The 12,723-nt window shown below is 70.2% G+C and carries 14 protein-coding genes; 4 read left to right on the forward strand and 10 right to left on the reverse strand.

What is annotated here, in order from left to right; genetic code table 11:
• Positions 1-5: 5 nt before the first annotated feature.
• Complete coding sequence (locus tag ACWDRW_RS33465; RefSeq protein WP_451730068.1) at positions 6-1,487, reverse strand: MDR family MFS transporter; 1,482 nt, start codon at positions 1,485-1,487, stop codon at positions 6-8.
• Between the two features lie 105 nt (positions 1,488-1,592).
• On the opposite strand from ACWDRW_RS33465, the gene ACWDRW_RS33470 reads away from it, so the two are divergent.
• Both ACWDRW_RS33470 and ACWDRW_RS33475 read left to right on the forward strand, forming a co-directional pair.
• Entirely contained in the window at positions 1,593-2,498 is a 906-nt protein-coding gene (locus ACWDRW_RS33470) for an NADP-dependent oxidoreductase (protein ID WP_451730071.1), read from the forward strand.
• Positions 2,499-2,576: 78 nt separating this feature from the next.
• The gene (locus ACWDRW_RS33475; RefSeq protein ID WP_451730074.1) at positions 2,577-2,678 is read left to right on the forward strand and encodes a zinc-binding dehydrogenase; all 102 of its coding nucleotides are present in this window, start codon (positions 2,577-2,579) and stop codon (positions 2,676-2,678) included.
• A 14-nt stretch (positions 2,679-2,692) separates the two neighbouring features.
• Here ACWDRW_RS33475 and ACWDRW_RS33480 read toward each other — a convergent pair whose 3' ends face one another.
• Genes ACWDRW_RS33480 through rfbA form a run of 3 tightly spaced genes read right to left on the reverse strand, consistent with a single transcriptional unit; the run spans position 2,693 to position 5,138 of the window.
• Positions 2,693-3,622 carry an aromatase/cyclase gene (locus ACWDRW_RS33480; protein ID WP_451730077.1) on the reverse strand — a complete coding sequence of 310 codons (930 nt, stop codon included), beginning with the start codon at positions 3,620-3,622 and terminating at the stop codon, positions 2,693-2,695.
• The gene (locus ACWDRW_RS33485) at positions 3,619-4,236 is read right to left on the reverse strand and encodes a dTDP-4-dehydrorhamnose 3,5-epimerase family protein (RefSeq protein WP_451730107.1); all 618 of its coding nucleotides are present in this window, start codon (positions 4,234-4,236) and stop codon (positions 3,619-3,621) included. Before ACWDRW_RS33485 ends, ACWDRW_RS33480 begins: the two co-directional genes overlap by 4 nt.
• 14 nt (positions 4,237-4,250) lie before the next feature.
• Positions 4,251-5,138, reverse strand: coding sequence for a glucose-1-phosphate thymidylyltransferase RfbA (rfbA, locus tag ACWDRW_RS33490; protein WP_451730080.1), 888 nt, complete (start codon positions 5,136-5,138; stop codon positions 4,251-4,253).
• Between the two features lie 115 nt (positions 5,139-5,253).
• Between rfbA and rfbB the strand changes: the two genes are divergently transcribed.
• The gene (gene rfbB, locus ACWDRW_RS33495; protein ID WP_451730083.1) at positions 5,254-6,243 is read left to right on the forward strand and encodes a dTDP-glucose 4,6-dehydratase; all 990 of its coding nucleotides are present in this window, start codon (positions 5,254-5,256) and stop codon (positions 6,241-6,243) included.
• A 45-nt stretch (positions 6,244-6,288) separates the two neighbouring features.
• Here rfbB and ACWDRW_RS33500 read toward each other — a convergent pair whose 3' ends face one another.
• The 4 genes from ACWDRW_RS33500 to ACWDRW_RS33515 form a co-directional block, all read right to left on the reverse strand.
• Positions 6,289-7,335, reverse strand: coding sequence for an LLM class flavin-dependent oxidoreductase (locus ACWDRW_RS33500; protein ID WP_451730085.1), 1,047 nt, complete (start codon positions 7,333-7,335; stop codon positions 6,289-6,291).
• A 6-nt stretch (positions 7,336-7,341) separates the two neighbouring features.
• Positions 7,342-7,785 carry a nuclear transport factor 2 family protein gene (locus ACWDRW_RS33505; protein WP_451730088.1) on the reverse strand — a complete coding sequence of 148 codons (444 nt, stop codon included), beginning with the start codon at positions 7,783-7,785 and terminating at the stop codon, positions 7,342-7,344.
• 47 nt (positions 7,786-7,832) lie between these two features.
• Positions 7,833-9,389, reverse strand: a complete 1,557-nt coding sequence (locus tag ACWDRW_RS33510; RefSeq protein WP_451730091.1) for a hypothetical protein — start codon at positions 9,387-9,389, stop codon at positions 7,833-7,835.
• A gap of 197 nt (positions 9,390-9,586) precedes the next feature.
• Positions 9,587-10,420 (reverse strand): ANTAR domain-containing protein, encoded by an 834-nt coding sequence (locus tag ACWDRW_RS33515; protein ID WP_451730093.1) that lies wholly within the window; start codon positions 10,418-10,420, stop codon positions 9,587-9,589.
• Between the two features lie 150 nt (positions 10,421-10,570).
• Between ACWDRW_RS33515 and ACWDRW_RS33520 the strand changes: the two genes are divergently transcribed.
• Positions 10,571-10,930 carry a hypothetical protein gene (locus ACWDRW_RS33520; RefSeq protein WP_451730096.1) on the forward strand — a complete coding sequence of 120 codons (360 nt, stop codon included), beginning with the start codon at positions 10,571-10,573 and terminating at the stop codon, positions 10,928-10,930.
• 57 nt (positions 10,931-10,987) lie between these two features.
• On the opposite strand, the gene ACWDRW_RS33525 is transcribed toward ACWDRW_RS33520, so the two are convergent.
• Complete coding sequence (locus ACWDRW_RS33525) at positions 10,988-11,530, reverse strand: 8-oxoguanine DNA glycosylase OGG fold protein (RefSeq protein ID WP_451730098.1); 543 nt, start codon at positions 11,528-11,530, stop codon at positions 10,988-10,990.
• A 495-nt stretch (positions 11,531-12,025) separates the two neighbouring features.
• Complete coding sequence (locus ACWDRW_RS33530; RefSeq protein WP_451730101.1) at positions 12,026-12,496, reverse strand: hypothetical protein; 471 nt, start codon at positions 12,494-12,496, stop codon at positions 12,026-12,028.
• Positions 12,497-12,723 lie beyond the last annotated feature (227 nt).

Genomic DNA, 12,723 nt, shown 5'->3' on the forward strand with positions numbered 1-12,723 from the left:
CAGCCTTACGGCCGCCGCTCGAAATCCGCTGACGCGGTGCTTGAGCCGTCGTCCGACTCGGGGGCGCCCTCGGCCTCGCGCGGGCGGCCGGGCAGGAACAGGGCCGGGACCAGGGCCAGCGCGCTGAGCGCGACGGTCCACCAGAAGGTGGTGTTGAAGGCGTCGGTGAGTTCCGCGGCGGACGGCTCCTCGCCGCCCTGCCGGGACTGGAGGAGCACGGCGAGAGCCGCGGTGCCCAGGGAGCCGCCGACGCGTTGGAGGATGACGAGCGCCCCCGCGGCCCGGGGCACGTCCTCCTTGGCCAGTGAGCGGTACGCGGAGGCGGTCAGCGGGGTGGCCACCGCGCCGAGGCCCAGGCCGCGCAGCACCAGCGAGCAGGTCAGCAGCGCGTCGCTGGTGTCGGTGCCGGCCCGGGTGAAGGCGAGGGTGCCGACGAGGGTCAGCGCGATGCCGATCAGCACGATCCAGCGCGGCCCGAGCCGGTCCACCAGCGCGCCGGCCACCGCGAGCGCGACCACCGTCCCGGCGCCCTGCGGGGCCAGCATCAGCCCGGCCCGCAGGGCGTCGTGCCCCTGCACCTGCTGGTAGTACAGCGGCAGCAGGAACATCGCGCCGAACAGGACGGCGCCGAGCAGGAACAGCAGCCCGGAGGAGACGGCGAACGCCCGGTTGGCGAACAACCGCAGATCGACGACCGGGGGCACGTCCCGCTGCCGCAGGGCCCGCGCGACGAACGCCGCGAGCAGGGCCGTACCGCCGCCGACGTAGGCCAGGACCTCCGTGGAGCCGAAGCCGTCCGGGGCCTCCTCCAGCACGGACAGGCCGTACAGCAGCGCGGTCAGACCGGGGGAGAGCAGCAGCAGGCCGAGGACGTCGAGGCGGCCCGAGGTGCCCGGCTCGGGGGTGTCCTTCTCCAGGGCGAGGAAGGCGAAGAGGAGGGCGGCGGCGCCGAGGGGCAGATTGACGTAGAAGATCCACCGCCAGCCGAGGTCGTGGATGAGCAGACCGCCTACGCTCGGTCCGACGATCGGCGCGAGCTGGGTGGGCACGCTCACCAGGGTCATCACCCGGCCGATCCGCTGCGGCCCGGCGGCCCGCACCAGCAGGATCTGGGCGAGCGGCGGGATCAGGCCGCCGCCCAGGCCCTGTAACAGCCGGAAGACGATCAGGCTCTCCACCGACCAGGCCGCGCCGCACAGCGCGGAGGCCGCGACGAACAGCGAGAGCGCGAACAGCCACATGCGCCGGGCGCCGAAGCGTTCCGCGGCCCAGCCGGTGACCGGGACCACCATGGCGAGGGCGAGCAGATACCCGGCCGCGACCCATTGGAGCGAGGAGAGGGGTGCGTCGAACTCCTGGCCGATGCTGTCCAGCGCGACCGAGACGATGGTGGCGTCCATGGCCGAGAGGAACGCGCCGCAGACGATGATCGCGCCGAGTCTCACCAGACGCGCGTCCAGCTTGTCGCCGGCGTCTTTCTCAGCCATGGCTCACTCCCGCTTCCGAGACGCACCTCCAGCGCCTCAACTGCCAAGCATCGTAGGGTGGTTGGGAATCGCTGACCGGATGTGCTGCAACGGGAGGAACACCACATGGCCACGGCAGTCGCGTTCTCCGCGTACGGAGGTCCCGAGGTACTGCGCCCGCTGGAGTTCCAGGAACCGGTCGCGGGACCCGGCGAGGTGCGCGTCCGGGTCCGCGCCGCCGGGGTCAACCCGGTCGACGTGAAGCTGCGCCGCGGGGACTTCGAGGGCATGGTCCCGGTCACGTTCCCGCAGCGGCTCGGCAACGAGTACGCGGGCGTGATCGACCAGGTCGGCGCCGAGGTCACCGGATTCGCCGTGGGCGACGAGGTGCTCGGCTTCACCGCGATGGCCGCCTACACCGAGGTCCTCACGGTCCCCGCCGACGCGGTCGCCGTGAAGCCCGGGGCGCTGTCCTGGGAGGTGGCCGGCGCCCTGTCCGCCGTGGGGCAGACCGCGTACAACGCGCTGCGGGAGCTGAAGGTCGGTGCCGGCGACACCCTGCTGGTGCACGCCGCGGCCGGGGGAGTCGGCACCGTCGCGGTCCAGCTCGCCCGGCGCCTGGGCGCACGCGTCATCGGCACCGCGAGCGAGCGCAACCACGACTACCTGCGGTCCCTGGGCGCGGAACCGGTCGTGTACGGCGAAGGGCTCGTCGCGCGCGTCCGGGACATCGCCCCCGTGGACGTCGTCCTGGACGCCGTCGGCGGGGCGGCCGTGGACGCCTCCCTGGAACTCGTCGCCGACCGCTCCCGGATCGGTACGACCGTGGACCAGCGGGCGGCCGACGAGCACGGCATCGTACGGCTGCGAGGGGCCCGTTCCGCCGATGTGCTGGCCGAGCTGGCGGGCCTCGCGGCGGGTGGCGAGCTGGTGCTGCCGATCAGTGCGTCCTACGCGCTGACGGCCGCTGAGGAGGCACACCGCGAGGTCGAGGGCGGTCATGTGCGCGGCAAGGTGGTGCTCACCGTCTGACCGCTCGGGGATCGTCACCCGCCGTGCCGCCTGCGCTCCGCGAACTCCTTCGCGCGGGCGAGGACTTGGCGGCTGCTGGTGCTGCCGATCGGCGCCTCCTACGCGCTGACGGCCGCTGAGGAGGCACACCGCGAGGTCGAGGGCGGCCATGTGTGCGGCAAGGTGGTGCTCACCGTCTGACCGCTCGGGGATCGTCACCCGCCGTGCCGCCTGCGCTCCGCGAACTCCTTCGCGCGGGCGAGGACTTGGCGGCTGCTGGTGCTCAGCGCCCGACGGGTGAAGTCGCGGGCCTGCGGCACATCGTCGGTGCCTTCGGCGAGGACCACGGTGTGCCGTGAGGCCACGAGGGTCTTGTCCCCGTCCTCCTCGACGAGGTAGCTGCCGGTGTGCACCACGGCGAGCGGCGGGATCAGCAGATGCTTGTACGCGATCCGCTCCCGCGGGAAGCAGACGCGGACGACCTTGGAGGGGTGGTCCACCCCGCTCTCGGTGTGCGTGACCCAGTCCAGCAGCTGCACGTTCTCGCCGCCGTCGCGCGCGTCCACCGACACGATGTGCGGGATCCGCCCGGGCCAGGCCGCCGCGTCCGCCAGGAACTCGTACACGTCCGCGGCCGAGCCGTCGACCGTCGCGGTGTCCTCGATCTCCACGACGAGCCGCTCGTCGGCGGCCTCACGCTCGGCCGACTCCTTGAACGCGGCCAGCTCGGCCGCGCTGTTGCGGTCCAGAGTCTCGGCGATGAAGTCCAGGGTGGCTCGGTCGTCGGAGGCCGGCCGGTAGTCGTGCAGCAGCCGCACGAGACAGGTCCGCTCCGACAGCGGTTCCACGATCCAACCGCCGCCCATGTCGGCGACGGGAGCCTGGGTGGTCTCCTGGCGGTAGTCGACACGCAGTTCGTCGGCGTGGAGGGTGCGCAGGGCGACCCAGGGGAACACGCGGTCCCCGGACGTCAGCCAGACGCCGACCCGTTCCGTGTCGCCCTCGCCGGAGAAGCGTTCCATGTGCACGACGTTCGGGAACAGCCGTGGCCCGTGGCTGACGTCGGCGAGCAGCCGGTACGCCAGCGCGGCCGGCGCGGCGACCTCGGCGCGGTGTTCCACGTGCGTTGCGGCGGGGGCGCTCATGCGGAGGTTCCCTTCAGGGCCTGCGCGTCGAGGGACGCGGTGAAGCGCCTGCAGGCGTCGTAGTCGGGCAACAGCCCTTCCTGGCCGAGCTGTTTGAGGGTGGGCGCACCGGCGTCGCGCTCGGAGAGACACGGCTCGCCGAGCCGCGGCCAGTCGATGTCCAGGTCTGCGTCCATGGGGTGCAGGGCACGCTCCCGGTCGGGGGCGTAGACAGCGGAGCAGAGGTAGGCGACGGTGGCCTCGTCGGTCAGCGCGCAGTACCCGTGCCCGAGCCCCTCCGAGATGTACACCGCCTTGCGGGTGTCCCCGTCCAGCCGTACGGCCTCCCACTTCCCGAAGGTCGGCGAGCCCTCACGCACGTCCACGATCACATCGAGGACCGCGCCGGCCGGACAGGTCACGAACTTGGCCTGGCCGGGCGGCACATCGGCGAAGTGGATGCCGCGCACCACGCCGAGCGAGGAGACCGCGAGGTTCGCCTGCCGCAGGTCCAGCGGATGCCCCACCGCCTCGGCCAGCCGGTCGAAGCGGTACCACTCCATGAACCGGCCCCGGGCATCGGCGTGCTGCTGGGGGGTGACCTCCCACAGCCCCTCGATCGACAGCGGTCGGATCCGCACGGTGCCTCCTAGTGGGCAGTGGCAGTCGGGGGGTTGGGCTCGAGCAGTTCGAGCAGGTACCGGCCGTATCCGCTCTGCAGCAGCGGCTCGGCGAGCTTGGCGAGCTGTGTGTCGTCGATGAGCCCGGCGCGCCAGGCGGCCTCCTCGACACAGCCGATCATCAGCCGCTGCCGTGCCTCCAGGACCCGGACGAACTCGCCCGCCTCCACCAGGGAGGTGAAGGTCCCGGTGTCGAGCCAGGCGGTGCCCCGCTCCAGCACGGTGACCTGGAGCCGGCCGCGCCGGATGTACTCCGCGTTGACGTCGGAGATCTCCAGCTCGCCCCGGGCGGAGGGGCGCAGATTGCGGGCGATGTCGATGACGTCGTTGTCGTAGAAGTACAGACCCGGGACCGCGTAGGGCGACTTGGGCTCGGCCGGCTTCTCCTCGATGGAGGTCACCCTGCCCTGCTCGTCGAACTCGATCACGCCGTACGCGGTGGGGTCCTTCACCTGGTGGGCGAAGATCCAGCCACCGGTGATCTCCCGCCTGGACCGCAACTGCGTGCCGAGCCCGGTGCCGTGGAAGATGTTGTCGCCCAGGATCAGCGCCACCGGGTCGTCGCCGATGAACTCGGCCCCGATCAGGAAGGCCTGCGCGATCCCCTCGGGGCGTTCCTGGGCGGCGTACTCCAGCCGGAGCCCCCACTGCGAACCGTCGCCCAGCAGGCGCTGGAACTGTTCCCGCTCATGGGGTGTCGTGATGATCAGAATCTCCGAGACCCCCGCATTGATGAGGGTGGTCAACGGGTAATAGATCATCGGCTTGTTGAACACTGGCATGAGCTGCTTGGAAACCGCCTGGGTGAGGGGCCGTAAACGCGACCCCGTGCCACCGGCGAGAAGTATGCCGCGCATGTATTGCAGCATAGGCACGGCAACTGCCCCGGTGCACAAGCGAAAAGCAGAATTCCACTACCACCCGAGCAGGGCACCACCGCATATTGAGCCGAGGTCCTCAGTCTCTGCGAACATGAGGATTCTCGTCACCGGCGGCGCCGGTTTCATCGGCTCCCATTTCGTGCGAAATTTACTCTCGGGACGATTTCCGAAGATCCCGGATCCGAAAGTCACTGTACTGGACGCGCTGACCTACTCGGGCACGCTCACCAATCTCCGGTCCGTGGCCGACCATCCCGGTCTCACCTTCGTCGAGGGTGACATCCGGGACGTGGAACTCGTCAACTCCGTGCTGCCCGGCCATGACGTGGTGGTGCACTTCGCCGCCGAGTCCCACGTGGACCGCTCGATCCATGGGGCGCTGCCGTTCATCACGACCAACGTGACCGGCACGGGCGTCCTGCTCGACGCGGCCCACCGGCACGGCCTCGGCCGCTTCGTGCACGTCTCCACGGACGAGGTGTACGGCTCCATCCCCACCGGCTCCTGGCGCGAGGACCAGCCGCTGGCCCCGCGCTCGCCCTACGCCGCGAGCAAGGCCGGCTCGGATCTGCTGGCCCTGGCCCACCACCGCACCCACGGCCTGGACGTCGTGGTGACCCGGTGCTCCAACAACTACGGGCCGCACCAGTTCCCGGAGAAGGTCATCCCCCTCTTCGTGACCCGACTGCTGGCCGGAGAGGACGTCCCGCTCTACGGGGACGGCGGCAACGTGCGCGACTGGCTGCACGTCGACGACCACTGCGTCGGCATCGAACTGGTGCTGCGCGGCGGCCGGGCCGGAGAGGTCTACCACATCGGCGGCGGCACCGAGCTGACCAACCGCGAGCTGACCGGGCGACTGCTGGAGGCCTGCGGGGCGGGCTGGGAGCGGGTGCGGCCGGTCGAGGACCGCAAGGGGCACGACCGCCGGTACTCGCTGAGCATCGGCAAGATCCAGGAGGAGCTGGGCTACCGCCCCGCGATCTCCCTCGACGAAGGGCTGGCCGCCACGGTCGCCTGGTACCAGGACAACCCGACCTGGTGGAAGCCGCTGCTGGACCGGGCGGCGCTGGCCGTCTGACAGGACTGTGCCGTCCCGGGGCCGACCGGGACGGCACAGTCCTGTTCACAGCGTCGGCAGCACCTTCTCGGCGAGCAGCCGCAAGGTGGTGGCCGCGTCCTCGTACGACAGATGCCCCGAGTGGACACCCAGGCTGAGGGTGACGTCGTCGCCGAACCACTCGGCGATCGTCTCCAGCTGGCCCCGCACCGAGTCCGGCGTGCCGACCAGCAGCTTGTTGGCGGCCACCTTGCCGTCGAAGTCGGAGCCCTTGGCCAACTTCTCGGCGAGCTTGCCGTAACCGGGGTACGCCTCACTGGACACCGTGCGCCAGGACTCGACCGCCGTCCGGAAGGACACCGTGTTGGCCTCGTCGTCCGCCCGCCCCGCCTTGCGCGCGACCTCGCCGTCCTCGTTCACGACGGTCGGATAGCTGAGGTGGATCCGCGGCTCGCCCTCCCCCTCCCACTCCGTGCGGAACAGCTGCAGCCGCTCCTCCAGAGCCTCCCGGGACATGGCGTTCGGCACCGTCTGGAGGTGGTGGCCGAGCCGGGCGGCGTCGGAGACGGAGCCCAGGCTCTGCGCGGTGGTCACGAAGACGGGCGGATGCGGCCGCTGCACCGGCCGGGGCAGCAGGGTGACGGGCCCGAACCTGTGGAACTCCCCGTCCCACACGACGTTTTCCTCGGACCACAGCTTCTGAATGGCCGCGACATTCTCGGTGAAACGCCTGCGGCTCTCGTCGATCGGAATACCGAACGCCTCGAACTCGTCGGGCAGAAAGGCCCGTCCGAAAGCCGCGTCGAGCCGCCCGCCGGAAAGATTGTCGAGCATGGCGAGCTTTCCGGCGAGTTTCACGGGGTGCTGAAAAGCCGGAATGGTGGCGCTGGTACCGAGCCTGACCCGGCGCGTCCGGCCCGCCGCGGCCGCGAGGAATGTCGTTGCGTCGGGACTGTAACCGCCGTAGGTGAAGAAGTAGTGCTCGACCATCTTGACGTGGTCGTAGCCCAGTTCCTCCGCCAGGTCCACGAGCCGCAGGCATTCGTCGAAGTACTGGTCGGCGGGTTTGTCGGCCGGTCCCACGGTGGGAAAGAACACGATTCCGATCCGCATGTTCCCTCACTTCTCCAGGGCGTCGATGCCGACGTGCCGATGCCGTATGAGCCACCGCTCGCCCTCCCGGACCAGCACGTCCCGGCAGACGACATGGGCGAAGATGTCCGGCCGCTCTCCCCGGGGCGCCCGCATGGCCAGGGAGTAGTACCGGGCGCTGAGGGTGCCGTCCGGCCGCGGGGTGACGGACAGATTGCTCGTCCAGTGCCGCATGACGGTGCCGGCCGCGGCGAGCTCCGCGGTGCGCTTGCTGATCGAGGCCCGGATGGCCTCGCGGCCGCGCAGCACGTTGCTGCGCCCCGGCTCCTCGAACACCGCGTCCTCGGTGTAGGCGTCGGCCCAGGCGTCCGGCTGCTGATCGTCCATCAGCGCCATGTGCCAGGCGTAGAACTGGGTGATCTCCGCGTAGAGGCCAGGATCGGCGAACGGCGGAGCGGTCTCTCGCTGCAACGTTGTCACCCTTCTCTGGGATTCGGTGGCGGTGCCGGACTGTCGGCTCAGGAGGCGGCGCCGAGCAGCTGACCGCCTCGCGCACCGCCCGCGGTCTCGAACCGCAGGGCGGCATGACTGGCCACGCAGTGCACATCGCGCCAGATGCGCTGAAGGGGCTCGTCCTGCGCCTGCGCCGAGGATCCGGCGGACCGGAAGAGCCGTTCCACGGCGTCGACGAGCAGTTCCGCGGCGAGCGCGCAGTCCCGGGGCGAGCGGGAGCCGTCGCCCCTCTCGTCGGCCGCCCGTGCCACGCGGCGCAGCAACAGCTCCGCGCTGTCGACCTCCCCCTCGGCGCGGGCGAGCACGACAGGGAGCGAGGAGGTCGCGCGGCCACCCGTCCGCTCCGCGAAACCCCGCACGGCCGCACGCGCGGCGCCGAGCGCCGGGGCCGCGAACAGTGTGCCGCTGATGGTCCGCAAGGGCGCGGTATGACAGGGCGCGACGGACCCGACGGCCCGCCCCTGCCAGATGGCGTCCCGAGCGACGCCCCGATACGAGGGCACGAACACGTCCTCCACGACCAGGGTGTTGCTGCCGGTGGCTCGCATACCGACGTTGAACCAGGTGTCGAGGACGCGGAAGTCCCGCCGGGGGAGAGCGAAGAAGTAGGGGGGCGCACCCTCGGGGGGGAGGACGGGGCTGGTAGGGAGGGGGGTTTCGCGAGGGGTGGTGCTCACGGTGGGGAGGGGGTTCCCGGTGTGGGCGGGGTTCCCGGTGTGGGCGGCGGTCCCGCTGGGGAGGGGGCTCTTGCTGTGGGTGGCGCTCACGGTGGGGAGGGGGCTCTCGCTGTGGGTGGCGCTTCCGTTGTGTAGGGCGGAGCCGTGGGGGAGGGGGTTCCCGGTGTGGGCGGGGCTCCCGGTGGGGGCGGCGGTTCCGCTGGGGAGGGGGCTCTTGCTGTGGGTGGCGCTCCCGTTGGGGAGGGGGCTCTCGCTGGGGGCGGCGCTTCCGTTGTGCAGGGCGGAGCCGTTGGGGAGGGGGTTCCCGGTCTGGGCGGGGCTCCCGTCGGGGAGAGGGCTCCCCCCGGGGATGGCGGTCCTGCTTTGGTGTGCGCCCCCGCTGGGGAGGGCGGTTCGGCTGTGGTGTGTGCCCTCGTGGGGGAGGGCGCACACCAGTGCCCAGTCGGCGAAGTCGACCCCACTGACGAGCGCCCACTCCCCGCTGAGCCGCCACCCACCGTCCACCGCGACGGCCCGCCCGGCCGGGTTGAGCGCTCCCACGACGAGCGTGTCGGCCCCGCCGCTCCACAGCTCCCGCTGCCCATCCTCGGGCAGACAGGCACCCATGCGGGCGGCCCCGGCGGTGACGGAGGCGACCCAGGCGGCGGAGGTACACCCCTCACCCACGGCGGCCACGACATCGAGCAGCTCCTCGAACCCGCCGTCGCGCCCACCCCACCGCGCGGGCACGAAGTGCCGGGCGACTCCGGCGGCGACGAGGGCCTCGACGACCTCACCGGGCAACCGTCGGTCAAGGTCGGCCTTCCCGGCGTGCCGCCCCGCGACCTCGACGGCCTCCCGCACAGCGCTGAACGTACCGGCGGGCCTGAGCGATGAGCCGCCCATGGACGCTCCCTCCTAGCCAGGCAACATCGACGTGCCGCTACTCAACCTCGTCGACTGACCTGGAGGGGCGTTCGGGAATGCCTGGAACGCCGGTGGAAACAGGCCCCCCAGAACCGCTCAGGCCCCCGATCGGCTCCGCCGGTGGGGGCCCTGAGCCGGCCAGGAGGGCTGACCGCCGCTCCAGACCGTGGGGCAGTTCAGCGCTGCCGCCCGGCCCTGCGGCCAAGGGAGTGCAGATACTCCAGGGCGTCCAGGACCACGGTGCGGTCGTGCCAGGCGAGCCAGCGACCGCTCTGCGCCCCGACCACGTCCAAGGCCTTGCGCTGGGCGGCCGTCATGTCCGCGACGCGGCGGTCGAAATGGGCGGAGACCATGCCGATGCACAGACCGCCGGCGGTGGTCAGCGGCACGCTGTGGCAGGCCTTGCTGCCCGCCGCGAGGATCGCCTCCCGGGCCGGCTCGGTGAACACGGGGGCGTTCTCGACGTCCCGCACGGTGACCTGGGCGACGTCACGCGCCGCCTGGGCGCACGAGGTGCCCTCCGCGCCGACGTGGGCGAAGAAGCCGACGAAGTCCTCGGTGAGCCCCGTGTGCTCCTCCATGCGCAGCCCGCCCCGGGCCCGGTCGGCGAGCTGCACATTGCCCATCGGGGTGTCGACCACGGCGAGCGTCTGGCTCAGCACGGCCCGCAGGACAGTGCCCCGGTTGCCGCTCCCGGCCTCCCGGGCGGCCGGGTAGGTCAGCGGAGGCTCGGCGGTGCGGACGCGCCGGGGAAACCACAGGGGCACGCGCTCCTCGGGCCGCGGCAAGGTCACCAACGCCTCGGCGAGGGTGCGCATCCGCACGTTGTGCTGCTGCGAGGCCCGCCGCATCAACGCGAAGGCGCTGTCCCCGTCGGCCAGGCCGTACCGCTCCTGGACGATGCCTTGGGCGTGTGCGATCAGTGGATGGGTCAGGGCACGAGCACGAAGATCACGCACCTCGCTCCGCAACCGCTCCAACTCATCGCGCTCCCTATCGGGATCGGTCATGAAACTCCTCAACTCGATCCCCTCCACCTTCCCCGGCCCCCGCCCCCCACACCCCCAGCAGGAACAGACTCCCGTCCACGGCGATGGTCAGGAAGCCCTGGGTTTTCCTCAACCTCCCAAGACAGAGCGACCACCGGGCAGGATGGCCTCATGACAAAACCGTCCGTACGGTCAGTCCGACGTGCCTCCTCTGGTTCAGTGCTGTCCTTGTGGTCACAGGACTCTGTGTTGTCGATCGGTTCAGTGGGATCTGTGCTGTCCGTGGGATCCGTCGGTTCGGCCTTGTCAGTGGGCTCGATCGGAAGCGCCCTGTCGGTCGGCTCGATCGGCTCCGCCCTGTCGCTGATCTCAACCGGGTCGTGGCTGAGCACAGGATCGTTGTTCTCCGCGCAGTCGCGGTGGTCGGTGCTGTCCTGGCGTTCCTCCCGCGGGTTCCTGGCCGCGGGAGCGGTAGGGGCAGCGACCGGAGGCGCCCTGCTGCTGGCCCAGATGCTGCACAAGGCTGAATGAGTGCTTGGCACCGTTGCTGCTTTAGGAGTCGATCCGCTCCCGCTCCACCATGGCCGGTCAGGGCCTGAACAGCCACCGTTCGATCTCGTCGATGCCGATGCGGCGCCCGAGCTGCCTGCTCTCCTCGTGGGCCCAGCGGTCCAGGAGCGCGCAGTACCGGACGTAGGTGCTGGTGGGCCACCCGCCATCACCGAGTGAGTCCCACTTGCAGATGTCCCTGAGCGTGGCGGCTACCTGGGAGTCGAGGATCACGCACGGGTGGTCGAGAGCGCCCCTGCCGGCGAAATACAGGACCTTGGTCGAGAACGCCGGACCCAGATACGCGATGGCGTTGCGGCCTCCCGGCCGCAGAGCTTCGTACGCATCCGCCGGATCTTCGCGAGCCACCTGCAGAGCATGGCGCAGAGCCGCCACGGCTGAGGACGGGTTATCCGCCACCGCTCGGATGCGCTGCCGGTTGAGGCGGAGCCTCGAGCCGCTGCCCCAGGCGAGGACTCGCCACAGAAATCGCAGCAGCTCCTCTTCGCGGCCCGCGTCAAGGTTGGCCGCATCCCTGAGAGAAGAAGGGATGCCAACTCCGGTGCTCAGGCTTCCCGACACTGGCGAACAACGACGCTCTCACCTAGCGGGGTGGCGTTCGGCGCGAAGCAGGTAGTCAAAAAATTCTTTTGGCCCCCTGTTTGGCCCTCCGGGCATGAAAGAGGCCACATACCAAATTTGGTATGTGGCCTCTGACCAGCGTCGGGGTGGCGGGATTTGAACCCACGACCTCTTCGTCCCGAATAAGGTCCGGGCAAGATCCACACCTGATCAGTGCGGCAAACGCGCAGGTCAGAGCCTTGGTATTGATTGGTCTGGCAAGGCATCTCGCCGATCGTGGGAGAAGATCTTCTCCCACCTTTCTCCCAGCACCACCGAGTGCAGTCCACCGGCGGTGTGAAGGGAGCGGTTGCTCTGGCCAGAGGTGTTCTGGACCCCGAAGGACCAGAAACGGATGCCGACGAGAGCAGCCGACGGCCGAGGACGCACACCCAGGCAAGGGTGACGTTGGCGGCGGTCATGCCGGGAGGCAGCCACTGCGAGGTGCGCGTCCCGTCAGCCCAGCGCAACGAAATTCGCGGCCGTACCGACGAGCACACCCAAGACGAGCAGGATCGGCCCCTTGTAGCTGTCCCAGGCCTTTTGCTGGCTGCCCTCCACGTACTCCCGCAGCCCGTCGAGCTGATCGCCGATCGTCTTCTGTACCGCGTTGATCTCGTTTCGGTAGTCGCGGCTCAGGTAGCTAGTGATTCGGTCATCCCACGTAGCCATCTGTTGCGGTACACCCTGGGCCCACTGCTCCAGGGCCTTCAGCCGCTCATCGAGCGACTCGGCCTCGCCGGGTCTAACTGGAGGGGTGAACGATTCCTCACCGCGGATGGTTTCCTGACCGAATACATGGCGCGTGCGGGTCAGAAACTCGCCGATGCGCCTACGTGCGGCGGTGATGTCGACGACCGTCACGATCAGGCCGATGACCTCTAGGGCCCCAGCAATTCCATAGAGCGTTGCGGCAGCGCAGGACATGTCGCGACGGTACCGCGTACGCGGGCCGCGTGAACTCTTCACCCCGACACGATCAGGCTCTTCGTGACCTTAACCCTAGACGGCTGACCTGCCCTTATGCTTCCGCGGCTGTCCATGGTTGACCGGGCCGGTGCTAGGAGTTGTCTTCAATTGTCACGCCCACATCAGGAGCGAGGCGAGGGTGACGGCTGCCTGGTAGGACTCGGCGGTCTTGTCGTAGCGGGTCG

The organism is Streptomyces sp. NPDC003635 (assembly GCF_053587635.1).

Bases quoted from the DNA above. Each gene is read 5' to 3' on its own strand.
- rfbA (WP_451730080.1), bottom strand. From the start codon at position 5,138: ATGCGCGGCATACTTCTCGCCGGTGGCACGGGGTCGCGTTTACGGCCC.
- rfbB (WP_451730083.1), top strand. From the start codon at position 5,254: ATGAGGATTCTCGTCACCGGCGGCGCCGGTTTCATCGGCTCCCATTTC.
- ACWDRW_RS33465 (WP_451730068.1), bottom strand. From the start codon at position 1,487: ATGGCTGAGAAAGACGCCGGCGACAAGCTGGACGCGCGTCTGGTGAGA.
- ACWDRW_RS33470 (WP_451730071.1), top strand. From the start codon at position 1,593: ATGGCCACGGCAGTCGCGTTCTCCGCGTACGGAGGTCCCGAGGTACTG.
- ACWDRW_RS33530 (WP_451730101.1), bottom strand. From the start codon at position 12,496: ATGTCCTGCGCTGCCGCAACGCTCTATGGAATTGCTGGGGCCCTAGAG.
- ACWDRW_RS33515 (WP_451730093.1), bottom strand. From the start codon at position 10,420: ATGACCGATCCCGATAGGGAGCGCGATGAGTTGGAGCGGTTGCGGAGC.
- ACWDRW_RS33520 (WP_451730096.1), top strand. From the start codon at position 10,571: ATGACAAAACCGTCCGTACGGTCAGTCCGACGTGCCTCCTCTGGTTCA.
- ACWDRW_RS33480 (WP_451730077.1), bottom strand. From the start codon at position 3,622: ATGAGCGCCCCCGCCGCAACGCACGTGGAACACCGCGCCGAGGTCGCC.
- ACWDRW_RS33510 (WP_451730091.1), bottom strand. From the start codon at position 9,389: ATGGGCGGCTCATCGCTCAGGCCCGCCGGTACGTTCAGCGCTGTGCGG.
- ACWDRW_RS33500 (WP_451730085.1), bottom strand. From the start codon at position 7,335: ATGCGGATCGGAATCGTGTTCTTTCCCACCGTGGGACCGGCCGACAAA.